16 protein-coding genes are annotated in these 22,631 nt (G+C 73.0%); 10 read left to right on the forward strand and 6 right to left on the reverse strand.

The genetic code is table 11. The features are described from left to right. Window positions 1–30 precede the first annotated feature (30 nt). On the forward strand, window positions 31–1,044 hold the full coding sequence (gene selD / locus ACZ7DL_RS18555; protein WP_470775229.1) for a selenide, water dikinase SelD: 1,014 nt from the start codon (window positions 31–33) through the stop codon (window positions 1,042–1,044). Window positions 1,045–1,050: 6 nt separating this feature from the next. Here the strand turns inward: selD and fdh are convergent, their stop codons facing one another. Beyond that, window positions 1,051–4,308, reverse strand: coding sequence for a formate dehydrogenase (fdh, locus tag ACZ7DL_RS18560; RefSeq protein WP_470775230.1), 3,258 nt, complete (start codon window positions 4,306–4,308; stop codon window positions 1,051–1,053). A 266-nt stretch (window positions 4,309–4,574) separates the two neighbouring features. Here fdh and ACZ7DL_RS18565 point away from each other — a divergent pair, with 266 nt between their 5' ends. Genes ACZ7DL_RS18565 through ACZ7DL_RS18585 form a run of 5 tightly spaced genes read left to right on the forward strand, consistent with a single transcriptional unit; the run spans window position 4,575 to window position 8,567 of the window. Further along, window positions 4,575–5,213, forward strand: coding sequence for a cytochrome c oxidase subunit II (locus ACZ7DL_RS18565; RefSeq protein ID WP_470775231.1), 639 nt, complete (start codon window positions 4,575–4,577; stop codon window positions 5,211–5,213). Next, window positions 5,210–6,868, forward strand: a complete 1,659-nt coding sequence (locus ACZ7DL_RS18570) for a cytochrome c oxidase subunit I (RefSeq protein WP_470775232.1) — start codon at window positions 5,210–5,212, stop codon at window positions 6,866–6,868. The genes ACZ7DL_RS18565 and ACZ7DL_RS18570 overlap by 4 nt, the downstream gene beginning before the upstream one ends. Further along, window positions 6,865–7,224 carry a hypothetical protein gene (locus ACZ7DL_RS18575; RefSeq protein ID WP_470775233.1) on the forward strand — a complete coding sequence of 120 codons (360 nt, stop codon included), beginning with the start codon at window positions 6,865–6,867 and terminating at the stop codon, window positions 7,222–7,224. The genes ACZ7DL_RS18570 and ACZ7DL_RS18575 overlap by 4 nt, the downstream gene beginning before the upstream one ends. 7 nt (window positions 7,225–7,231) lie before the next feature. Beyond that, window positions 7,232–7,753 carry a hypothetical protein gene (locus ACZ7DL_RS18580; RefSeq protein ID WP_470775234.1) on the forward strand — a complete coding sequence of 174 codons (522 nt, stop codon included), beginning with the start codon at window positions 7,232–7,234 and terminating at the stop codon, window positions 7,751–7,753. Beyond that, entirely contained in the window at window positions 7,743–8,567 is an 825-nt protein-coding gene (locus tag ACZ7DL_RS18585; RefSeq protein WP_470775235.1) for a haloacid dehalogenase type II, read from the forward strand. Before ACZ7DL_RS18580 ends, ACZ7DL_RS18585 begins: the two co-directional genes overlap by 11 nt. 126 nt (window positions 8,568–8,693) lie before the next feature. On the opposite strand, the gene nrfD is transcribed toward ACZ7DL_RS18585, so the two are convergent. The 3 genes from nrfD to qcrB are packed head-to-tail and all read right to left on the reverse strand — an operon-like array spanning window position 8,694 to window position 12,333. Continuing rightward, window positions 8,694–9,713, reverse strand: a complete 1,020-nt coding sequence (gene nrfD, locus ACZ7DL_RS18590; protein WP_470775236.1) for an NrfD/PsrC family molybdoenzyme membrane anchor subunit — start codon at window positions 9,711–9,713, stop codon at window positions 8,694–8,696. Further along, on the reverse strand, window positions 9,710–10,723 hold the full coding sequence (locus ACZ7DL_RS18595) for a 4Fe-4S dicluster domain-containing protein (RefSeq protein ID WP_470775393.1): 1,014 nt from the start codon (window positions 10,721–10,723) through the stop codon (window positions 9,710–9,712). The genes nrfD and ACZ7DL_RS18595 overlap by 4 nt, the downstream gene beginning before the upstream one ends. Before the next feature lie 14 nt (window positions 10,724–10,737). Then, complete coding sequence (gene qcrB / locus ACZ7DL_RS18600) at window positions 10,738–12,333, reverse strand: cytochrome bc1 complex cytochrome b subunit (protein WP_470775237.1); 1,596 nt, start codon at window positions 12,331–12,333, stop codon at window positions 10,738–10,740. 247 nt (window positions 12,334–12,580) lie between these two features. Here qcrB and ACZ7DL_RS18605 point away from each other — a divergent pair, with 247 nt between their 5' ends. From ACZ7DL_RS18605 to ACZ7DL_RS18615, 3 genes are all read left to right on the forward strand, one after another. After that, entirely contained in the window at window positions 12,581–14,293 is a 1,713-nt protein-coding gene (locus ACZ7DL_RS18605; RefSeq protein WP_470775238.1) for a thiamine pyrophosphate-binding protein, read from the forward strand. A 226-nt stretch (window positions 14,294–14,519) separates the two neighbouring features. Beyond that, entirely contained in the window at window positions 14,520–18,779 is a 4,260-nt protein-coding gene (locus tag ACZ7DL_RS18610) for a HAMP domain-containing protein (RefSeq protein WP_470775239.1), read from the forward strand. 49 nt (window positions 18,780–18,828) lie between these two features. Further along, window positions 18,829–21,306: a SpoIIE family protein phosphatase gene (locus tag ACZ7DL_RS18615; protein ID WP_470775240.1), complete on the forward strand. Its 2,478-nt coding sequence runs from the start codon at window positions 18,829–18,831 to the stop codon at window positions 21,304–21,306. 18 nt (window positions 21,307–21,324) lie between these two features. Here the strand turns inward: ACZ7DL_RS18615 and ACZ7DL_RS18620 are convergent, their stop codons facing one another. After that, window positions 21,325–21,774, reverse strand: coding sequence for an ATP-binding protein (locus tag ACZ7DL_RS18620; RefSeq protein ID WP_470775241.1), 450 nt, complete (start codon window positions 21,772–21,774; stop codon window positions 21,325–21,327). Between the two features lie 264 nt (window positions 21,775–22,038). Further along, window positions 22,039–22,212 (reverse strand): CsbD family protein, encoded by a 174-nt coding sequence (locus ACZ7DL_RS18625; protein WP_470775242.1) that lies wholly within the window; start codon window positions 22,210–22,212, stop codon window positions 22,039–22,041. A gap of 157 nt (window positions 22,213–22,369) precedes the next feature. On the opposite strand from ACZ7DL_RS18625, the gene ACZ7DL_RS18630 reads away from it, so the two are divergent. After that, a complete protein-coding gene (locus tag ACZ7DL_RS18630) occupies window positions 22,370–22,540 on the forward strand; it encodes a hydrophobic protein (RefSeq protein ID WP_184972054.1) in 171 nt (56 codons plus the stop codon). Window positions 22,541–22,631: the final 91 nt, after the last annotated feature.

Below are 22,631 nucleotides of genomic sequence, written 5' to 3' on the forward strand. Positions count from 1 at the left end.
GCCAGGTTACTGCCCCAGGAGACCCCCGGTATGACATCGACACCGGCCCGTCAGGCGCCCGTACGGCTCACCCGGTTCGCCCGCGGCGGCGGCTGCGCCTGCAAGATCCCGCCCGGCGAGCTGGAGGAGGTGGTGGCGGGACTGACCGCACCCCCGCTCGCCGGCGGCGACACCCCGCTGCTCGTCGGCCTCGCCACCGGCGACGACGCGGCCGTGGTCACACACCGGGGGACCGCCGTGGTCTGCACGGCCGACTTCTTCACCCCGGTCGTGGACGACCCCTACGACTGGGGCCGGATCGCCGCCGCCAACGCCCTGTCCGACGTGTACGCGATGGGCGGCCGGCCCGTGCTCGCCGTCAACCTGCTCGCCTGGCCGCGCGACCGGCTCCCCTTCGACCTCGCCCGCGAGGTGCTGCGCGGCGGTCTGGACATCGCCACGGAGGCGGGCTGCCACGTCGGCGGCGGGCACAGCGTCGACGATCCCGAACCCAAGTACGGCATGGCGGTCACCGGCATCGCCGACCCCGAGCGGCTGCTGCGCAACGACGCCGGCCGGCCCGGCCTGCCGCTGTCCCTGACCAAACCGCTGGGCATCGGCGTCCTGAACAACCGCCACAAGGCCACCGGCGAGCGGTTCGAGCACGCCGTCGCCGCGATGACGGCGCTCAACCGGGCGGCGTCGCAGGCCGCGCTGGCCGCCGGCGCCCGCTGCGCCACCGATGTCACCGGATTCGGCTTCCTCGGCCATCTGCACAAGCTGGCCCGGGCCTCCGGGGTGACCGCCGTGGTCGACACCGCCGCCGTCCCCTGCCTGGAGGGCGCCCGTGAGGCCGTACGGGACGGGTACGTCAGCGGGGGCACCCGGCGCAATCTGGAGTGGGTCGCGCCGCACACCGACTTCGGGGAAACGGACGCCGGCACCCGGCTGCTGCTCGCCGACGCGCAGACCTCCGGCGGGCTGCTCGTCGCCGGAGAGGTGCCCGGAGCGCCGGTCGTGGGGGAGCTGGTGCCGCGCGGCACCCACTCGATCGTGCTCAGGTAGGAGCCGTCACGGCTCCGTTCCCGTGTGCTCGTCGATGCCCGCCCGGATCCGGTACGCCCGCACCAGCGCCACGGCCGCCGGGCCCCGGGGCCGCCGTCCCGGGCGGATGTCGACGGTGAACGCCTTCGACTCCTGGATGTGCGTGTTCGGGTCCAGGGCCAGGTGCAGCAGCTCGTTGGCCGCGTCCCCGGTGGTGTAGCCGTTCGGACCCCAGTGGTAGGGCAGCCCCACCTGGTGGAGCCGGCGCCCGTGCACGGTCAGCGGCGCCATCCGGTCGGTGACCAGCACCCGCGCCTCGATCACCCCCCGCGCGCTGACGATCGTCGCCCACCCGGTGTGCTCCAGGCCCCGCTCGGCGGCCAGCTCCGGTGAGACCTCGCAGAAGAACTCCGGCTGGAGCTCCGCCAGATACGGCTGCCAGCGGGACATGCCGCCGGCGGTGTGGTGCTCGGTGAGCCGGTAGGTGGTGGCCACGTACGGGAAGACCCGGGAGCCCGGCTCGTCGCCGCTCGGCTGGTAGCGGTTGTCCGGATGCGGCGGCAGCAACTGCCGTACCGGATTGCGCTGCTGGTCGTAGAGCAGGTTCGGGAACGGGGAGTCCTGCGGCTCGTAGTGTGCCGGCAGCGGCCCGTCGGTGAGCCCGGACGGCACGTACAGCCAGGCCTTGCCGTCGGCCTGCATGATGAACGGATCCGTGCCGGACAGGGCCTCCGGTCCGGTCGCGTCCGCGGGCGGCTCGTGGTCCGGCGCCTTGTCCTTCTTGAAGTCGGGCACGTCGTGCCCGGCCCACTCGCCCCGCTCCGGGTCCCACCACACCAGCGCCTTCCGCTCGCTCCACGGCCGGCCCCGCGGATCGGCGGAGGCGCGGTTGTACAGGATCCGCCGGTTGGCCGGCCAGGCCCACGCCCACTCGGCCGCCACCCAGTCCTGCTCCCCGCCGGGTTTGCGGCGGGCCGCCTGGTTCACGCCGTCGGCGCGGACACCGCAGTAGATCCAGCAGCCGCAGACCGTCGAGCCGTCGTCCCTCAGCTCCTCGTAGGAGGAGAGCGGATTCCCTTCGGCGTCACGGCCGTTGATCTCGGCGAGGACCGCTTCCGCGTCCGGTTCGGCGTGCCGGCCCCCGGTCGGATAGTCCCAGGCCAGGTCGAGTAGCGGCCGGTCCGCCTCGTCGCCGGACCCGGCGAGCTTCTCCCGGATGATCCGGCCCAGGTGGTAGGCGAACCACAGCTCGCTGCGCGCCTCGCCGGGCGGCTCGACCGCCTGGTGGTGCCACTGGAGCAGCCGCTGGGTGTTGGTGAAGCTGCCGTCCTTCTCGGTGTGCGCGGCGGCCGGCAGGAAGAAGACCTCGGTGCGGATGTCCTCGGTGCGCAGCTCGCCCGTCTCGATCTCGGGGCCGTCCCGCCACCAGGTCGCCGACTCGATCAGCGAGAAGTCCCGCACCACCAGCCAGTCCAGGTTCGCCATGCCGAGCCGCATCAGTTTGGAGTCGGCGTTGCCCACGGCCGGGTTCTCGCCCAGCAGGAAGTAGCCCCTGCACACGCCCTCCAGCTGGGCCATCGTCGTCTCGTACGTCGAGTGGGAGCCGGTGAGCCGGGGCAGGTAGTCGAAGCAGAAATCGTTCTCCGGGGTCGCCGCGTCACCCCAGTACGCCTTGAGCAGGCTCACCAGGTACGCGCGCATGTTGCCCCAGTAGCCCTTGTGCGCGGCCTCCGCCTCGACGAAGGCGTCCAGGTCCTGGTTCTGGTGGGCGTGCGGCATCGGGATGTAGCCGGGCAGCAGGTTGAACAGGGTGGGGATGTCCGTGGACCCCTGGATGGAGGCGTGTCCGCGCAGGGCCAGGATGCCGCCGCCCGGGCGGCCGATGTTGCCGAGCAGGGTTTGCAGGACGCAGGCGGCGCGGATGTACTGCACCCCCACCGTGTGCTGGGTCCAGCCCACCGCGTAGGCGAAGGCCGTGGTCCGGTCCCGGCCGGAGTTCTCCGTGACCAGCTCGCACACCTGGCGGAACAGGTCCTGCGGCACCCCGCACACCCGCTCGACCAGCTCCGGCGTGTAGCGGGCGTAGTGCCGCTTGAGCACCTGGAACACACAGCGCGGGTGGGTCAGCGTCTCGTCCCGTTCCGGCTCGCCCTCGCCGATCACCGCGCCGCCGGAACCATGGGCCTCGCCGCGCGCGGCCTCGGTCACCGAACCGCCGCCCGTGCGCTCCTCGTACTCCTGGTCGCGCTCGCCGGAGGCCGCCTGTGTCTCGGTACCCTCGTACTGCCAACTGACGTTGTCGTAGCTGCGGTTGTCGGTGTCGAGGCCGGAGAAGACACCGGCCAGGTCCTCGGTGTCCCGGAAGTCCTCCCGCAGAACGACCGGCGCGTTGCTGTAGGCCACGACGTAGTCGCGGAAGTACTTCTTGTGCCGCAGCACGTAGTTGACGATCCCGCCGAGGAAGGCGATGTCCGTGCCCGCGCGCAGCGGCACGTGCAGGTCGGCGAGCGCGCTGGTGCGGGTGAACCGCGGGTCGACGTGGATCACCTTCGCACCGCGCGCCCTGGCCTCCATCACCCACTGGAACCCGACCGGATGGCACTCGGCCATGTTCGAGCCCTCGATGACGATGCAGTCCGCGTTCTGGAGGTCCTGCTGGAAGGTGGTCGCGCCGCCGCGGCCGAACGACGTTCCCAGACCGGGAACGGTGGAGGAGTGTCAAACACGCGCCTGGTTCTCGATCTGGATCGCTCCCAGCGCGGTGAACAACTTCTTGAGCAGGTAGTTCTCTTCGTTGTCGAGCGTGGCCCCGCCGAGGCTCGCGATGCCCAGGGTGCGCCGGGTGCGGGTCTCGTCGACCTCCCACTGCCAGCCGGCCCGGCGGGCCTCGATCACCCGGTCGGCGATCATGTCCATCGCTGTGTCCAGGTCCAGCCGCTCCCAGTCGGTGCCGTGCGGGCGCCGGTAGAGCACCTGGTGCTCACGGGCGTCCCCGGTGGTCAGCTGGAGGCTCGCCGCACCCTTGGGACACAGCCGCCCGCGCGAGATCGGGGAGTCCGGGTCGCCCTCGATCTGGGTGACCTTCTCGTCCTGGACGTACACGTTCTGGCCGCAGCCCACCGCGCAGTACGGGCAGACGGACTTCACCACCCGGTCCGCCGCGGCCACCCGGGGCGTCAGGCGCGCGCTGCGCCCGCTCCGGGCGGCGGCGCCCCTGCCGAGCGGGTCCGTGCCGGTGAGCTGGCGGTAGACCGGCCAGGAGCCGATCCAGGTGCGTACGCCCACGACTCCCTCCTCGTGATCGGTTCCTCGATTCTCCCGCAGCCTCGCGATCACGGCATCTCCGGCCGTGGCCGGCGGCGTACCCCCGCCCGGGAGGGTCCAAGGGGCCCGGTCGGTGCGAGCCCACGGTTCCGGGGGCTCCGCCGCTGCGGTGTGTCTGCGCACGGACCGGACAGCGTGCCCGTAATGTCCGGGTAATCACGGTCCCGGACGAGTGACGGGAGCGATCGCATGGTGGTCAGGGGCGTCGGGACGAGGGCGGTGGCGCGATGAGGCAGCGTCACGTCTTCGGCACCGTCTTCACCCTGGAGGCGATCGTGGCCGGCTGTGTCTTCCTCGTCGTGCTCGCGGTGCTGGCCCGGGCCCTGGCGCGGTGGCGGTCCGGGAGCGCCGATCGCCCCGAACGGCCCCGCCTGGAGGCCTACTACGTCGGCGCCCTCACCGCGTTCGCGCTCTTCCTGGTCGCCTGGACCGCCTGGCAGAACCACGAGGAACACCCCGCGGCAGGCCCGCATCCCCTGCGCGTCGACATCACCGGCTTCCAGTGGTGCTGGACCTTCCGCTATCCGCAGTCCGCGGACCACCGCCGCGTCTCCGGCACGTGCAGGGGCGGGAGCAAGGGCAAGGACATCCCCATCCTCGTCGTACCGGCCGGACGGGCCGTCCAGCTCCGGCTCACCTCACGGGACGTCATCCACTCCCTCTGGGTGCCCGGCCTGCGCTACAAGATGGACGCCTTCCCGCACCATGTGAACACCTTCACCCTCACCCTGGACCGGGCGGGCCGCTGGCGCGGCCGGTGCGCGGAGTTCTGCGGACAGCGGCACTCCACGATGGACTTCTGGATCAAGGCGGTCCCGCCGCACGACTTCGACCGCTGGGCGCACGCCGGGACGGCCGCGGCATGACGATCGCGCCCCCCGGCGAGACCCAGCGCGACGACGCCGGGCGCCCCGTACCGCCGGGCAGCTGGCTCGGCTGGGTCTCCACCACCGACCACAAGCGCATCGGCCTGCTCACCGCCGGCACCTCCCTGGTGCTCCTGCTGTTCATGGGTGTCCTCGCGCTCCTGATGCGCGGCCAGCTCGCCCGGCCGGAGGAGACCTTCCTCACCGCCCAGACCTACGACCAGCTGTTCACCGTCCACGGCTCGGGCATGATCTACCTGGTCATGACGCCGTTCGCGCTCGGCATGGGCGTCTATCTCGTGCCTCTGCAGATCGGCGCCCCCGGCATCGCCCTGCCCCGGCTCACCCTCCTCGGCTACTGGCTCTACGCGCTCGGCGCCCTCACCCTGCTCGCCGGCTTCGCCACCCCGACCGGCGCGCACGCCGACGGCTGGTTCTCCTACCCGCCGATGGCCGACAGCGAGCACTCGCCCGGCGCCGGCACCGACCTGTGGATCGTCGGCGTGTTCCTGGCCGTCACCGGCACGATCGTCCAGGGCTGGGCGGTGCTGTGGACCGTCCTGCGGCGCCGCACCCGCGGGATGACCATGCTGCGCCTGCCCGTGTTCTGCTGGGCGATGATCGCCACCTGTCTGATGGTGATCGGAGCCTTCCCCGCGCTCCTCGCCGCGCTCACCCTGCTCGCCGTGGGCCGTGCCGACGCCTCGGTCTTCGCCTCCAACGTGTGGAACATCGGCTACCAGCACATCTTCTGGTTCTACGGCCACCCGGTCGTGTACGTCATGTTCTTCCCGTACCTCGCCGCCGTCGCCGAGGTGCTGGCCGTGTTCTCCGGCCGCCGCTTCTTCGGCTACCGGGGCACCGCGCTGTCGCTGCTGGTGTTCGCCGCCCTGTCGATGAGTGTGTGGGGCCACCACATGTTCGCCACCGGCCAGGCGGCCAACGACTACTACTCCCTGACCTCCATCGCCCTGCTCGTCCCCGCCGGTGTCGAGTACTTCGGCATGCTCGGCACGATCCTCGGCGGCCGGCTGCGCCTGCGCACCCCGATGCTGTTCGCGCTCGCCTTCGTCCCGCAGTTCCTGATCGGCGGCCTCACCGGCATCATGGTCGGCACCCCGGTGATCGACTACCACGTCACCGACAGCTACTTCGTCGTGGCCCACCTGCACTACGTGCTCTTCGCGGGCAGCGCCTTCGGCCTCTTCGCCGCGGTCTACTTCTGGTTCCCGAAGGCCACCGGCACCCTGCTGGACGAACGCCTGGGCCGGCTGCACTTCTGGCTGCTGGTCATCGGCACCAACCTGACCTTCCTGCCGATGTTCGCCCTCGGTTACCTCGGCATGCCGCGCCGGGTCGCCACCTACGCCGGCTTCGACGGCTTCGGCCTGCTGAACCTGCTCGCCGGTATCGGAGCGGCCTTCCTCGCCGCGGGCATGACGGTGTTCGTGGTGAACGTGCTGTGGACCCTGCGCAGCCGCCATCTCGGCCGGGCCCGGCCGGCCGGCGACGACCCGTGGGACGCGCACACCCTGGAGTGGGCCACCCCCTCCCCGCCGCCGCGCCTCAACTTCCCCGCGGACCGCCCGCTCCCGGCCGTCACCAGCTTCGCCCCGCTGCTGGACCACAAGCGCCGGGAGAGGAGCCGCACATGAGACGGCATCTGTCCGCCGCGGTGGTCGCCGGCTGGGGCCTGTGCAACGGCGTCCTCCTCGCCGTCCTCGCGCTCTACGGCGAGAGCGCGATGGTGTACTGGCTGTGGGGCGCAACCGTCCTCCTCCTCGAACTCGCCGCCCTCGCCGTGCTGTTCTCCTCCCGCACGGCCCCCGACCAGCACGTCCGCTACCGCGTCCCGGACCGGGGAGCGGGCGCGGTCCTGCCCACCGCGATCGGCCTGCTGCTGGTCGCGCTCGGTTTCGTCTACGGTCGCTGGCTGCTGGTGGTCGCCGTACCGCTGCTCGCGCTGGCCGCGGGGATGGCGCTGCGCGGCACCGCGGCCCGGGAGAGGTGAGGTCCGAATGGACGACTCGGCGCACATGTCCGTGCCGGCGATGGCCTGGACGGCGCTGCTCGCCGCAGCGCTTGTCCCCGGCGCCGTCCGTGCCGCACGGCGCTCGCCGCTGTGGGAGCGGATCAGCGTCCCGGCGGCCGTGGCCCTGCCCCTGCTCGCGGTCACGCACGCCTGGGCGGTGCTGGGCGACCTCATGGGCGTGCGGCCGCCCGGCGGAGCGCTCGTCACCGAGCCCGTCCTGCTCGCGGCCGCCGTCCTGTTCTGGCTGCCGGTTCTCGCCCGGACCCGGCACCGGCTCGACGACCCCGGGCGGTGCCTGTACCTGTTTCTCGCGGCGCCCCTGCTGGACCTGCCGGCGGTGGGCGTCGTCGCCGCGGGGCACTCGGCGGCGGGGCTCGCCATGATCGTCGGCATGCTGCCCGTCGGCATCGCCGCGGCGACCGTCACCTGGTCCTGGGTGAACCGCGAGGAACGCGAGGCCCGCGGACTCGGACCGACCGCGCGGGGCGGTGAGCCCCTTGCCCGGTGACCACCGCGTGCACGCCCTGGTGTTCGACGTCAACGAGACACTCATCGATCTCTCCCCGCTCGGCACCCGCATGGCGGACGCCGGCCTGCCGGGCCGGCTGCTGCCGGCCTGGTTCGCCGGGGTGCTGCGGGACGGAATCGCCCTGACGCTGGCCGGCGGCCGGGCGTCGTTCGCCGCCGTGGCCCGGGACGGGCTGCGCACGCTGGCGGCGCGCACGCCGGGCGTGACCGACCCCGAAGCGGCCGCCGACCACGTCCTGGCCGGACTGCGCGAGCTGTCCCTGTATCCGGACGTGCCGGGCGGCGTGCGGGCGCTGCGGGCCGCCGGGTTCCGCCTGGTGACCCTGACGAACGGCTCCGCCGACACCACCCGCGCGGTCCTGGACCGGGCCGGGCTGACCGACTGCTTCGAGACGCATCTCGACGTGGAGGGCGTGGGCCGCTGGAAGCCCGCCCGGGAGGCCTACGCACACGCGGTGGACGCCGTGGGCGTCCCGGCCGACGAGGTGGTACTGGTGTCGGTGCATCCCTGGGACATCGACGGCGCCGCCCGGGCGGGTCTCGCCACCGCCTGGCTGCGGCGCACCCCCCAGCCCTACCCGGCCGCCCAGCTGCCCGCCGCCCTGGAGGCCACCGGAGTGCGGGACCTGGCGGACCGGCTCGGCTCTCAGCAGCGGCTCGTCGACGCGGGCGAGGACGACGCGGGCGACGAGGGCGAGGGGCCTTTCCCGGAGGAACAGGGGGCTCACCAGGACCAGCAAGGGGCCCACCAGCACCAGCAGGCGGCCCGCCGGGACGAGCAGGACTCCCTCTGAGACGACGGCCGGCTTCAGACTGTCAGCCAGACCGTCAGGCCGCGCGCCCGCATCCGCTCCAGACTGTCAGCCAGACCGTCAGCGGCCGCGTGCCCGGGATCCGCTCCGGAACCGTCAGCCAGACCGTCAGCGGCCGCGCGCCCGGATCCGCTCCCGCTGCGGGACGACCGTGTACCGGGGGTCCTCCGCCGATGCCACCCCGGCGTGGAACACCCCGAAGCGCAGCGCCGCCGACCCGGTCAGCAGAGCGGCGCCCGCGGCCACGGCCAGCAGCCGCTCGCGCAGCCGCCCCGACACGGCCGCCAGCGCGGCCCCGCCCGCGGTGAGGACCTCCGCCGCCCGCAGCAGCCGGTGCGGCCCGCCCTGCTCGAAGGGTTCCGCGGCCAGCCCCATGCGCCGCTTCATGACCTGGAAGGCGCCCAGTTCCAGGGCGGCCCCCAGCACGGCCATCCGGCGGGCCGGTCCGGCCTCGGCGGCCGGAGCCGCGGCCAGGACCAGTCCGGAGGCGGCGGTCGCGGCGGACCCGGCGAAGACGAACGGCAGCTGCCGGTAGCCCTCGTGCCAGGACGGCACCGCCGTGTCCGAGAGCAGCACCGCGGTGTACGTGGCCACGGCCGGGCCGAGGACGGCGGCGGCCGCCGTCGCGGCGGAGCCGGCCAGCCGGTGGCGGCCCGCCACCTCGGTCGCCGCGGCCGCCAGGGTCAGCGGCGCGTAACCCGCCAGCAGCCACGAGCCCACGCTCATCGGCGAGGTGGGCTTGAAGACCCGGAGCATGTTCAGGAAACGGCCGGGCCGCCCCAGGTCGTGCACGAGCGCGGCCAGCGACAGCGAGATCGCGCCGGCGGCCGCCAGCTTGGCCGGCCGGCCGAGTGCGGGCCGCCCGGTGGCCTCGGCACCGGCCGCCAGCAGCGAGGACGCCCCGGCCAGACCGCCGAGGTAGAGATAGCCGGCGATGTCCAGGGGCTGCCACGGGGGCCTGTTCAGGACGGGCTTGCCGTAGTACGACGAGAACGCGGCGTCCGGGACCATCGGCTGCTCGCCCCGCCCGCGCCGGCGACGGCGGCGCCCCGCGTGCGCGCCGGCCGGCGCTTCCCGGCCGGGCCGCTCGCCCCGCACACCGCCGCGGGTGACGTCCGATCCGCTCATCGCGGCCCCCTCACGAAGCTGCCGACGGCCAGCGCGGCCAGGGAGACGGCGGCCAGCGCAGCGTGCCGCCACATGTCCGGCAGATCCCGGGTCGTGACCACCGGGTCGGGCGGCAGGCCGTAGACCTCCGGCTCGTCCAGCAGCAGGAAGAACGCGCCGTCCCCGCCGACCCCGTCGTCCGGGCTCTCGCCGTACAGGCGGGCGTCGGTCACGCCGGCCGCGTGCAGCTGCGCCACCCGGGCCCCGGCCCGCTCCCGCAGTTCCTCCAGCGGGCCGAACTGGATCGAGTCCGTCGGGCAGGACTTGGCGCAGGCTGGCTCCAGGCCGGCGCCGAGGCGGTCGTAGCACAGGGTGCACTTCCACACCCGGCCGTCCTCCTCGCGCTGGTCGATGACGCCGTAGGGGCAGGCCGGCACGCAGTAGCCGCAGCCGTTGCAGACGTCCTCCTGGACGACGACCGTGCCGAACTCGGTGCGGAACAGCGCCCCGGTGGGGCACACGTCCAGGCAGGCGGCGTGCGTGCAGTGCTTGCACACGTCCGAGGCCATCAGCCAGCGCAGCTCGGTGCGGCCGTCGGGGGAGAGCGGGGAGATCCGCCCGGCGGGAGCGCCCGCGGGGGCCTGGCCGGGCGGGGGAGCGGTGGCGCCCGGGCCGGGGGCGGGGGCGCCGGTGCCGAGCAGGGCGGCGGCGGCGAACACGTCGACGTCGTCGTGGGCGGCCCCGGGCTCCTGCCCGCCGAACGGCCCCCGCTGCTCGACGAAGGCCACGTGCCGCCAGGTGTCGGCGCCGAGCCCCTGCGTGTTGTCGTAGGACATGCCGGTCAGTTCGAGGCCGTCCTCCGGGATGGCGTTCCACTCCTTGCAGGCCACCTCGCAGGCCTTGCAGCCGATGCACACGGACGTGTCGGTGAAGAAGCCCACGCGTGGCGGCGCGTCCGGATAGCCGGACGCACCGGCCACGTCCGGCTGCGGGCCGTACAGCTGGTTCCGGCGGCTCTCGTCGTCGCTCATGCCGTCCTCCTCGCTCACGACTCCTCGCCCTCCTCACCCTCTTCGGGAACTCCGCCCGGCTCGGCCCGCACCCACTCCACCCGGCGCCGCTGCCGGTCGGTGGCCGGCATCTCCACGCTCCTGCCGAAGTACCAGCGGCTCAGGGCGTTGCGCAGCCGGTGCCGGTGGAACCAGCGCCACGCCTCCGTGCCCTCGGCCCGCGGCCGGGGCGTGTCGCGCACGAGGATGCGGCAGGCCGCCTCGCGGGACAGCAGCGTGTGCGCCTCCTCGTAGCCGCCGCCCGCCGTGCGCCGCACCTCCCCGGTCGTCTCCCCGTACAGCAGCCGGCGCCGGTCGGACGCCTGAAGCCCGAGACACGCCCGCTTGACGGCGTGGTACGTCAGGAACGGCACCACGAACAGGGCGGTACGGAAGGAGCGGGTGAGCAGCTCCACCGGCAGGTCGAACAGGTAGGCCAGCACGTCCTGGCCGCCGGCCATCAGCAGCACCCCGTACGCCGAGACTGCCGCCGCGCCCAGTGCGGTCCGGGTGGGCTGGTTGCGCGGCCGGTCGCACAGGTGCTGCTCCGGCGGGGGGCCGGTGATCCACCGCTCGAAGAACGGATAGCCGTACAGCAGGAGGAACAGCACCGCGGGCAGCAGCACGCCCGGCAGCAACACGTCCCAGGCGATGGTGTGCCCGGCGATGTTCGTCTCCGCGGCCGGCATCAGCCGCTGTGCGCCCTCCAGATAGCCGACGTACCAGTCGGGCTGCGAGTCCAGGGAGACGTGGTCGGCGCGGTACGGCCCGAAGTCCCACACCGGATTGATCTGGAACAGCGCGCCCATCAGCGTCAGCACACCCGCCAGGACGAAGAACAGGCCCGCGGATTTGGCCGTGTACTGCGGGACCAGCGGCTTGCCGACGGAGTTCCGGTTGGTGTGGCCGGGCAGCGGCCACTGGGTGTGCTTGTGCACCACGATGTACGTCAGATGCACCGCGACGAGTGCCAGCAGCAGGCCCGGCACCAGCAGGATGTGCGTCACGTACAGCCGGGAGATGATGTCGTGCCCGGGGAACTCGCCGCCGAACACGAAGAACGACAGATAGGTGCCGGCGACCGGGATCGACAGCACGATGCCCTGCGCGGTGCGCAGGCCGGTGCCGGACAGCAGGTCGTCGGGGAGCGAGTACCCGCAGAACCCCTCCAGCAGGGCCAGCAGAAACAGCGTCACCCCGACCGTCCAGTTGACCTCCCTGGGCCGCCGGAACGCCCCGGTGAAGAAGATCCGCAGCAGGTGCACGCCGATCGCCGCGACGAACACCAGCGATGCCCAGTGGTGCACCTGCCGGATCAGCAGACCACCGCGCACGTCGAAGCTGATGCGCAGCACCGACGCGTACGCCTCGGTGGTCATCGTGCCGCGCAGCGGAAGGTACGAGCCGGTGTACGGCCGTTCGGCCATGTCCGGATGGAAGAAGAACGTCAGCCACACGCCCGTCAGCACCAGCACCAGCAGGCTGTACAGCGCCAGCTCGCCCAGCAGGAACGACCAGTGGTCCGGGAACGCCTTGCGCAGGAACTCCCTGCCAGCCGAGGCGACCGGCAACCGCTGGTCCAGTGCCGTCACCAGGGACTCACCACGCCCCGCGCGCCGGGACGACCGCCGTTCCTCCGACACCGTCACTGGAGCTCGCCTTCCGCCCGGTGCTGGATCCCTCACTCTCGGTGCTCTGCATCGAGCCTGGCACGGGTCCCCCCGCCGCGCTCGCCCGGAACGGCCGGTCGGCGGGCCCGTTCCCCGGCCCGTTTGCGGCGGCGGGCGCACGGCTACCCGGTCGCCCGGACGAGTGGGTTCCGGGCGCGAGGAGGTCACCGTGGTGAACGTGTCCGAGGTGGTCGCCGCCCGGCTGCGGGACGAGAGCGCGCACCGGGTGTACGGGATGCCGGGGCTCACGGTCGACCCGCTGATCAGCGCCCTGCACGGCGGCCCCGGGACCCCGGAGTACGTCCAGGCCCGCAGTGAGGAGTCGGCCGCGCTCATGGCCTGCGCCGAGGCCAAGCTCACCGGCCGGCTCGGCTGCTGTCTCGCCCCGCCCGGCGCGGGGGTGCTGCGACTGCTGGCCGGGCTCCACGACGCGGCGGCCGACCGGGTGCCGCTGCTTGCCCTCGTCGGCGCGGCCCCGGAGGCGCACCTGAGCGGCAGGCGTGCCGTGCGCCACCTGGCGGAGGTCTGCGTGTACTGCGAGGAGGTGTCCGCGCCGGACCTGATGGGCGACGCGCTGCATCGGGCCGTGCGGGCCGCCCGCACCGACCGGGGAGTGGCGAGCCTCGTCGTGCCCCGCGAGGTCCTCGCGGCCCCGGCGCCCGCGCAGCCGCCCGGCACCCGGCCCGCCGCCCCGCCGGTACGACTGCCGACCGAGGACGAGGTGCGCCGCGCGGCCGCGGCACTCGACGGCGCGACGCGGCCCGTCGTCGTCGTGGGCAACGCGGGCCGCCCGGCGTCCGGACAGGTGGCCGGCGTGGCCCGGCTGCTGGGCGCCGGCGTCGCCACCACGGCTCTGGCCCGGGACGCGCTGCCCGACGACCTGCCGTACCTGGCCGGCGTGGCGGGCCCGCTCGGCAGCGAGGCCGCCGCGGCCCTGCTGCGGGAGTGCGGCACGCTGCTGCTCGTCGGCGCCGAGGACCTGGACCCCGCCCTGCTGCCCGATCCCGGCCGGTGCCGGACCGTCACCGTGGACCCGGTGCCCGACGACTGCCCGCTGCCCGCCGGGGCTCCGGCCGTCCGGGTGACCGGCGACGTCACGGGCTGCCTCGAAGCGCTCATCCCGCTCCTGCACCGCATCCCCGAGCGTGCCTGGGCCACCCGGGTCGAGCAGACCGTACGCGCCTGGCGGGCCGAGGGAGCGACCAGGGCGAACCGCTACTTCGGTACGTCGGTGAATCCCCGGTCGGTCGTCGCCGAACTGTCCGAGCGGCTGCCCGACCGGGCCGTCGTCGTCACCGACTCCGGCACCTCCCTGGACTGGTGGACCAGGCATCTGCGGCTCCGCAACGGGATGCGCTCCCTGCTCTCGGGCCATCTCGGCCTGCCCGGCGCGGCCGTCCCCTACGCCGTCGCCGCCCGCTTTGCCGCCCCCGACCGGCCGGTGATCGCCCTCGTCGGCGACGGTGCCCTGCAGGGCGGCGGTCTGAACGAGCTCATCACCGTCCGCCGCCATCTGGACCGGCTGGCCGGGCTGCCCCCGCTGGTCTTCTGCGTCTTCAACAACGGCGACCTGAACCGGCTCACCTGGCAACGCCGGGCCGCGGCCGGCGACCCGCTGATCCCGCTCTCCGCCGAGGTCCCCGCGCTGCCGTACGCCGAGTGGGCCCGCCTCGCGGGGCTGCCCGCCGTCCGCTGCGACCGGCCGCGGCATGTCGCCTCGGTCTGGGCCGATGTGCTCGCCCGGCGCGGGCCGCTGCTGCTGGAGTTCGTCGTGGACGGCGAGACACCGCCGGACTGGGCGGCCGCGGTGCGCACGGCGGGTGACACCCGCCCGCATCCGCTGTTCCGGCCTTGGGTCAAATCATTGCGGGTACCCGGATGAAACGCCCTCACACCTGCCGAGGCGAGTGGACTTCGAGGGGCGTCGTGAGTTGGCCGATTACTTTGTCCGAGGCCGTCGGGGTGGGTTAGCCTGCGGCGTATTTTCTCATCATGCAAATCCGTGAACTGCGGAAATGCACACACCAACGGCCGGGTGGCGGACTGCTCCCGGCCGCGGTTCCGAGCTCTCGGCGCGAGGGCTCTTGGGGAGCGGATCGAGGGTGCGCATGGCCGGCAAGGCGACCGGGACGACCGAGGCGGTCCCGGGTGACCACGAACTGAGAAGGCTGCTCGCGGGGCTGACCGCGGTGCGTGACGGGGACTTCGGCACTCGGCTGCCGGATGACTCCACGGGGCTCATGGGCGACATCGCCACCGTCTTCAACGGCATGGTCGATCAGTTGTCCGTATTCACCTCCGAAGTCACCCGGGTGGCGCGCGAGGTGGGCACCGAGGGCACCCTCGGCGGCCAGGCGCAGGTGCCCGGCGTCTCCGGCACCTGGGCCGATCTGACCGACTCCGTCAACGCGATGGCGGGCAACCTCACCACGCAGGTCCGCGACATCGCCCAGGTCGCCACCGCCGTGGCCAAGGGCGACCTCTCCCAGAAGATCGACGTGCCCGCGCGCGGCGAGATCCTCCAGCTGAAGGAAACCGTCAACACGATGGTGGATCAGCTGTCGGCGTTCGCGGACGAGGTCACGCGCGTGGCGCGCGAGGTGGGTACCGAGGGCCGGCTCGGCGGCCAGGCCCAGGTCCCCGGCGTCGCGGGCGTCTGGCGGGACCTGACGGACTCGGTCAATTTCATGGCCGGGAACCTGACGGCGCAGGTGCGCAACGTGGCCCAGGTGACGACCGCGGTGGCGCAGGGTGATCTGTCGCAGAAGATCACCGTGGATGCGCGGGGCGAGATCCTGGAGCTGAAGAGCACCATCAACACGATGGTCGATCAGCTGTCGGCGTTCGCCGACGAGGTCACCCGGGTGGCCCGCGAGGTCGGTACCGAGGGGCGGCTCGGCGGCCAGGCGGACGTCAAGGGAGTCAAGGGCACCTGGCGGGACCTGACGGACTCGGTGAACTTCATGGCCGGGAACCTGACGGCGCAGGTGCGCAACGTGGCCCAGGTGGCCACCGCGGTGGCGCAGGGTGATCTGTCGCAGAAGATCACCGTGGATGCGCGGGGCGAGATCCTGGAGCTGAAGAACACCATCAACACGATGGTGGACCAGCTGTCGGCGTTCGCCGACGAGGTCACCCGGGTGGCCCGCGAGGTGGGCACCGAGGGCCGGCTCGGCGGCCAGGCCCAGGTGCGCGGGGTCGCCGGCACCTGGAAGGACCTCACCGACAACGTCAACGTGATGGCCTCCAACCTCACCGGCCAGGTCCGCTCCATCGCCCAGGTCGCCACCGCCGTCGCCAAGGGCGACCTCTCTCAGAAGATCACCGTCGAGGCCAAGGGCGAGGTCGCCGCCCTCGCCGACGTCATCAACACCATGGTCGACACGCTGTCGGCGTTCGCGGACGAGGTCACCCGGGTGGCGCGCGAGGTGGGCACCGAGGGGCGGCTCGGCGGCCAGGCCCATGTGCCCAACGTGGCCGGCACGTGGAAGGACCTCACCGACAACGTCAACTCCATGGCCAACAACCTCACCGGCCAGGTCCGCAACATCGCGCTGGTGACCACCGCCGTGGCCAAGGGCGACCTGTCGAAGAAGATCGACGTCGATGCCCGCGGCGAGATCCTCGAACTGAAGACGACCATCAACACGATGGTCGACCAGCTCTCCGCCTTCGCCGACGAGGTCACGCGCGTGGCCCGGGAGGTCGGCACCGAGGGCCGGCTCGGCGGCCAGGCCGAGGTCGAGGGCGTCTCCGGCACCTGGAAACGGCTCACCGAGAACGTCAACGGGCTCGCCGGCAACCTCACCCGGCAGGTCCGCGCCATCGCCGACGTGGCCAGCGCCGTCGCCGAGGGCGACCTGACCCGGTCCATCACCGTCGACGCCTCCGGCGAGGTCGCCGACCTGAAGGACAACATCAACTCCATGGTGGAGTCCCTGCGCGAGACCACCCGGGCCAACCAGGAACAGGACTGGCTGAAGACCAACCTGGCCCGGATCTCCGGCCTCATGCAGGGCCACCGCGACCTGCCCGTCGTCGCCGAGCTGATCATGGACGAGCTGGTGCCCCAGGTGTCCGCCCAGTACGGCGCCTTCTACCTGGCCGAGGACGCCGCGTCCGGGCCCGAGCTGCGGCTCGTCGGCTCCTACGGCCGGCCCGACGGCGACACCCGGCCCGTCCGTATCCCGTTCGGCCGCTCCCTGGTCGGCCAGGCCGCGCGCAGCCGCCGTACCATCGCCGTGGACCAGCTGCCGCCCGGGTACGTCACCATCTCCTCCGGCCTCGGACAGGTCGAGCCCACCGCGCTGTTGCTGCTGCCCATCGTCTTCGAGGAGCAGGTCCTCGGCGTCATCGAACTGGCCGCCGTCACCTCGTTCACTCCCGTCCAGCGCGACTTCCTCCAGCAGCTGGTCGACACCATCGGGGTGAACGTCAACACCATCGTCGCCAACGCCCGCACCGACGAACTGCTGGAGGAATCCCAGCGTCTGACCAGCGAACTCCAGTCCCGCTCCGCCGAGCTGCAGGCCCGGCAGGAGGAACTCCAGCGCTCCAACGCCGAGCTGGAGGAGAAGGCGTCGCTGCTGGCCGAGCAGAACCGGGACATCGAGGCGAAGAACCTCCAGATCGAACAGGCCCGGCAGGAACTGGAGGCGCGCGCCCAGCAGTTGTCGCTCGCCTCCAAGTACAAGTCCGAGTTCCTCGCCAACATGAGCCACGAGCTGCGCACCCCGCTCAACAGCCTGCTCATCCTCGCCCAGCTGCTGGCCCAGAACCCCTCCCGCAACCTCACCCCCAAACAGGTCGAGTACGCGGGCATCATCCACTCCGCCGGCTCCGACCTGCTCCAGCTCATCAACGACATCCTGGACCTGTCCAAGGTCGAGGCGGGCAAGATGGACGTCACGCCCGAACGCGTCCCGCTGCGCCAGCTCATCGACTACGTCGAGGCCACGTTCCGGCCGATGACCTCGCAGAAGAGCCTGGACTTCACCGTCACCACCGCCACCGGCGCCCCCGCCGACCTGCTCACCGACGACTCCCGGCTCCGGCAGATCCTGCGGAACCTGCTGTCCAACGCGGTGAAGTTCACCGAACAGGGCGGTGTCGCACTCCGTGTCGAACCCGCCACCGACGACGAGGTGCCCGAGGGCGTCGTGCGCGGTGGCTCGGTCGTCGCGTTCCGGGTGAAGGACACCGGGATCGGCATCCCCGAGCAGCAGCTGGAGACCATCTTCGGCGCGTTCCAGCAGGCGGACGGCACCACCAGCCGCAAGTACGGCGGTACCGGTCTGGGGCTGTCCATCACCCGGGAGATCGCCCACCTGCTCGGCGGTGCCGTCACCGTGGACAGCACCCCCGGCAAGGGCAGCACCTTCACCCTCTTCCTGCCCGTGGCCCGGCCGGACTTCGAGGACGTCCTGCGGGCCGGACGCCCCGTCCCGAAGCCGGCCGAGCGGGAGCTGACGGACGGCGCACCCGGGCCGGACTTCGCGCAGGGGCTGCCGCCCGCCACCGCGAAGCGCCCGCGCCGTCTGCTCGTGGTGGAGGAGCGCCCGCGCGGGCTGCTGACGCTGGTCGCCGAGAGCGTGGTCGGGGATCTGGAGCACGCCCGTCCCGACGGCGGCGGCATGCCCGTCGACATCATCACCGCGGTCGGCGCCCAGGAGGCGGCCGGCGCCCTGGCCGCCGAGCCCTGCCACTGCGTCGTCGTGGAACTGGGCATGCCCGACGGGGAGTCGGCCCGCTTCCTGGAGGCACTGCGCGGCGACTCGGCCCTGACCAGCGTCCCGGTGCTGGTGCACGGTTCGCACCGTACCGAGCCCCCCGCGGAGTCCACCGTGGGCGGTTCCCTGGAGTACCTGTTCAGCCTGGACGAGCTGCGCGAGCGGATCGCCCTGCACCTGTCCGCCGAGGAGCCCGGCGAGGTGCTCACCCTGGTCCGCGGGGACGAGCCCCAGCGCACGGCACCGCACCTGATCGACGAGCAGACCCGTGGCCGTACCGTCCTCGTCGTGGACGACGACGCGCGGAACCTGTTCGCACTCAGCGGCATCCTCGAACTGCACGGCTTCCGTGTCCTGCACGCGGAGAACGGCCGCAAGGGCATCGAGACGCTGATGCACAACCCGGACGTCGAACTGGTCCTGATGGACGTGATGATGCCCGAGATGGACGGGTACACGGCCACGGCCGAGATCCGCAAGATGCCGCAGTACGCCGACCTGCCGGTGATCGCGGTGACCGCCAAGGCCATGCAGGGCGACCGGGAGAAGAGCCTCGCCTCCGGCGCCAGCGACTACGTCACGAAACCGGTGGACACCCATGACCTCATCGCCTGTGTGCGGCGCTGGCTCCCCGCATGAGCCCGGCACCGCACGCCCGCCCGTCCGCAGGCCGAGGAGTACCGATCCGGTGACCACCCACGAACCGCCCGCCGGACCGGACGCCCCGGCCGGCCCGCCCGCCGAGCTCCCCGCCGTCGAGGCGGTCCTGCCCGACGTTCCGGCCGGCCGGCTCGCCGAGCTCTCCGCCGTCGAAGTGGTCCTGCCCGACGTCCCGGCCGCCTCCCCGGTGGGCCGGCTCGCCGCCACCGTCGAACGGCTGCGCCGGGAGGTACGGGCGGCGCAGGCCGAGGCGGAGGGCCGGGCGCTCATCGAACTGGCCAAGGGCATCCTGGTCGAACGCCTCGGCTGCGGCCCCGCCCAGGCCGCCCGCCAGCTCGCCGAACTGACCGCGCAGGCACAGGTGACCCCGCTGGAGTTCGCGGTGGACGTCATCAACCAGGCGGCCCGGGACCGCGTCGCGGAGATCACCGAGGCGTTCCTGTCCGCCGCCGCGGAGCCGCCCGGGCCGGTCGCGGAGTCCGCCGCGGTACGGCTGCGCGCCGCCGAGAGCGGTGTCCTGGCCGCCGACGACACCCAGGCGATGGCCGACTCGTTGCTGGAGCACGCCCTGCGCCCGCTGGGCGCGGTCGCCGTGGCCATCTGGGCGGCCGGCTCGGACGGCTCGCTGACCCTCGCGGGCAGCGCCGGCTTCCCGCCGGGCGAGGCCGCCCGCTGGCGCTACGTCCCGCCCGACGTCGCCACGGTGGCCCGGCGCGGCCTGACCGAACCCCACGGACAGTGGCTGCCCTCGCTCGCCGGGTCCGGGCTGCCCACGATCGGCCGGCGCGAGTACGCCGACGGCGCGCGGATCGCCGTACCCGCCGGCACGGGCGGCCGGATCCACGGCGTCCTGGAGATCGCCTGGCCCAAGCCCGAGGGCCCGCTGCCGCGCCCGGTCGTCCGGCAGGTGGAGGCTCTCGCCGAGCTGTGCGCGCACACCCTGGAGACGTTCGCACCGCCGCCGGCCGCCGGGCCGGAACCCAGGCCGCTGCCCGACGTGGTCGAGCTGATGGACCTGGCCGACGGGCTGCACGACCCGGCCCTGGTCCTCGTGCCGCACCTGGACGACGCCGGGCAGCTGGTCGACTTCCGCATCCAGCACGTCAACAGCCGCTTCCTCGACCCCGCGGGCCGGCCGCGGGCCGTCGTGGGCGGCGCCCTGCTGCTGGAGGCCTATCCGTCGGCCGCCGGCGCCAGCGAGCTGTTTCAGCGGGTGGAGCGGGTCTACGCCACCGGCGAGCCGTTCCGCGCTCGCCGGATGCGGCTGACCGCCCTGGTCGACCAGGTGCCGCTGTCCGCCGTCGCCGACATCAGCATCAGCCGGCACGGTACGAGCGTGCTGCTGATCTGGCGGATCGAGGACGAGACGGCGCGCCTGGCCAGCCTGCTCCAGCACGCCCAGCGGCTCGGCCGGATCGGCGGCTTCGAGGAGAACCTGCTCACCGGCGAGATCACCTGGAACGGCCAGCTGTTCAGCCTGTACGGCCGCGCGCCCACCAGCACCCCGGTCGCCCTTCAGGACCTGCCGGCCCACGCCCACCCCGACGACGCCGTGACCCTCGGCCGCTTCCTGCGCACCCTGCTGCACCACCGCAGGCCCGCCTCCGCCGCGTTCCGGCTGCTGCGACCCGACGGCGTGACCCGGCACATGCGGGTCGTCGCCGAACCCGTCCTCGACACCGACGGCCAGCTCTTCGTCGTCCGCGGCGCCTACCAGGACATCTCCGCCCAGCACTGGACCGAGGTCGCCCTCGCCGCCACCCGCGACCAGCTGGCCCACACCGAGCAGCAGGCCGTCGAGCGCAACCGGCTGGCCCTCCAGCTCCAGCACGCCATCATGCCCCCGGCCCAGGCCCCGCTGCTGGTGCCCGGCCTCAAGGTGGCGGTGCGCTACCGGCCCGCCGAGACCGAGAACCTGGTCGGCGGCGACTGGTACGACGCCGTCGTGCTGCCCTCCGGACTGGTCCTGCTGTGCGTCGGCGATGTCGCCGGACACGGCATCGAGGCGGCGACCAGCATGGTCGTCCTGCGCAACGCGCTGCGCGGCCTGGCCGTGACCGGCGCCGGCCCGGCGCAGCTGCTGTCCTGGCTCAACATCGTCGCCCACCATCTGACGGGCGCCGTCACCGCGACCGCCGTGTGCGGCCTGTACGACGGCGAGCACCGCACCCTGCGGTGGGCGCGGGCGGGCCATCTGCCGCCGGTGCTGGTCCGCGAGGCGGAGGCCACCGCGCTGCCCCCGGTCGGGGGAATGCTGCTGGGGGCGGTGCCGGAGGCGCGCTACGAGGAGACGGAGGTGCAGCTGGCCGCCGGGGACACCCTGCTGATGTACACCGACGGCCTGATCGAGCGCCGGGACCGGTCGGTGGAGGAGTCCCTGTCCCATCTCCTGGACACTGCGCGCGCCGCGCCCGGCTCCCTGGACCAGCACCTGGACCGGCTGCTCACCTTCAGCAGGTCGGACACCGACGACGACACCTGCATCGTCGGGATCCGCGTGGACTGATCCGCCGGGACCGACCGGTCAGCCGGCTGCCGCGGGGTGCAGCGGAACGGTCGCGGTGACCCGCTTGCCGAGGGACAGCCAGGTCACCTCCAGGTCGCGGGCGAGCATCGACACCAGGTGCAGGCCGTGGCCGCCGACCCGCCCGGGATCGGGAGGGCGCCGCCGGGGCGGCTGCGCGGAGGTGTCCGACACGGCGACGCGCAGCGCGGCGGCTCCGGGCAGCAGCTCCAGGAGCAGGGCGCACCGACCGGGGGCGTGCGTGGCCGCGTTGGCGAGGAGTTCGCTCACGACGAGCTGGGCATCCTGCACCGAGCGGCGTTCGGGGGCCGGCCGCGCCCGGGAGAGCAGGGCCGCGACGGCGTCTCTGGCCTCGGCGATGCTCGACACGCCGGTGTCCCAGGTGCGGCTCCAGCGCAGGCGCGCGGGGCGGTCCTGCGTCGTCGCGTGGGTCCTGAGCGGGATGTCCATACCTCGTCGCCCTTTTCCTTGGGGGGTCAGGGCCCCTTCCTGCGCACAGGTGGGGTCGTGCCGTCCCTCCCCGGCTACCCGCTGGGCCGCGGGTCAAAGGGGCGTTCGCGAGGAATCCTCCGGATGCTCACCAACGCATGCTGAGAGGCGGCGTGGCGGCGCCACACAGCGGAAACGGGCCCGGAAATCCGCTTCCGTCGGATTTCCGGGCCCGTTCCACATCCGTATCGGCGCACGACTCGGCGCGGAAAGACGCAGACGTCTTCAGTGCTTGAAGGTGTCCTTCACCTTCTCCTTCGCCTGCCGGGCGTCTCCGCGGGCGCCCTCCATACGGCCCTCGGCCTCCAAGCGCTCGTTTCCGACGGCGCGACCTGCGGCCTCCTTGAGCTTGCCCTTGGCCTGCTCCGCCTTGCCCTTCGACTTCTGGTTGCCGGACATCGCGTGTCACATCCCAACGTCGACGCGGTCTTCGGTCGCCATTCGGATTGCCGCTCCGGCCTCATCCAAACCAGAAATCCGGATGTGACCCCCGGTGAAGATCAAGAGGTCTGAGTGTGGAATTTCCGGGAACCCGCCGGAGCGGAGGTCGATAAACATGGTTCCTTTGCTGCTGGTACTTCTGCTGGCCCTGATTCTTTTCGGCGCGGGCTTCGCGCTGAAGGCGCTGTGGTGGATCGCGGTCATCGTGCTCGTGCTGTGGTTGGTGGGCTTCGTCGTCCGCCCGGCCGGGACCGGAGGCCGGCGAGGCCGCTGGTACCGCTGGTAGCGCGCCACCCGCACAGGGACGGCGGCGGGGACCGGGTTTTGGCGGGGGCCGCCGCCGTTTTGCGCGTCTCCGGGGGGGGGGGGTTGCGGGG

Source organism: Streptomyces sp. NPDC036984 (assembly GCF_055607665.1).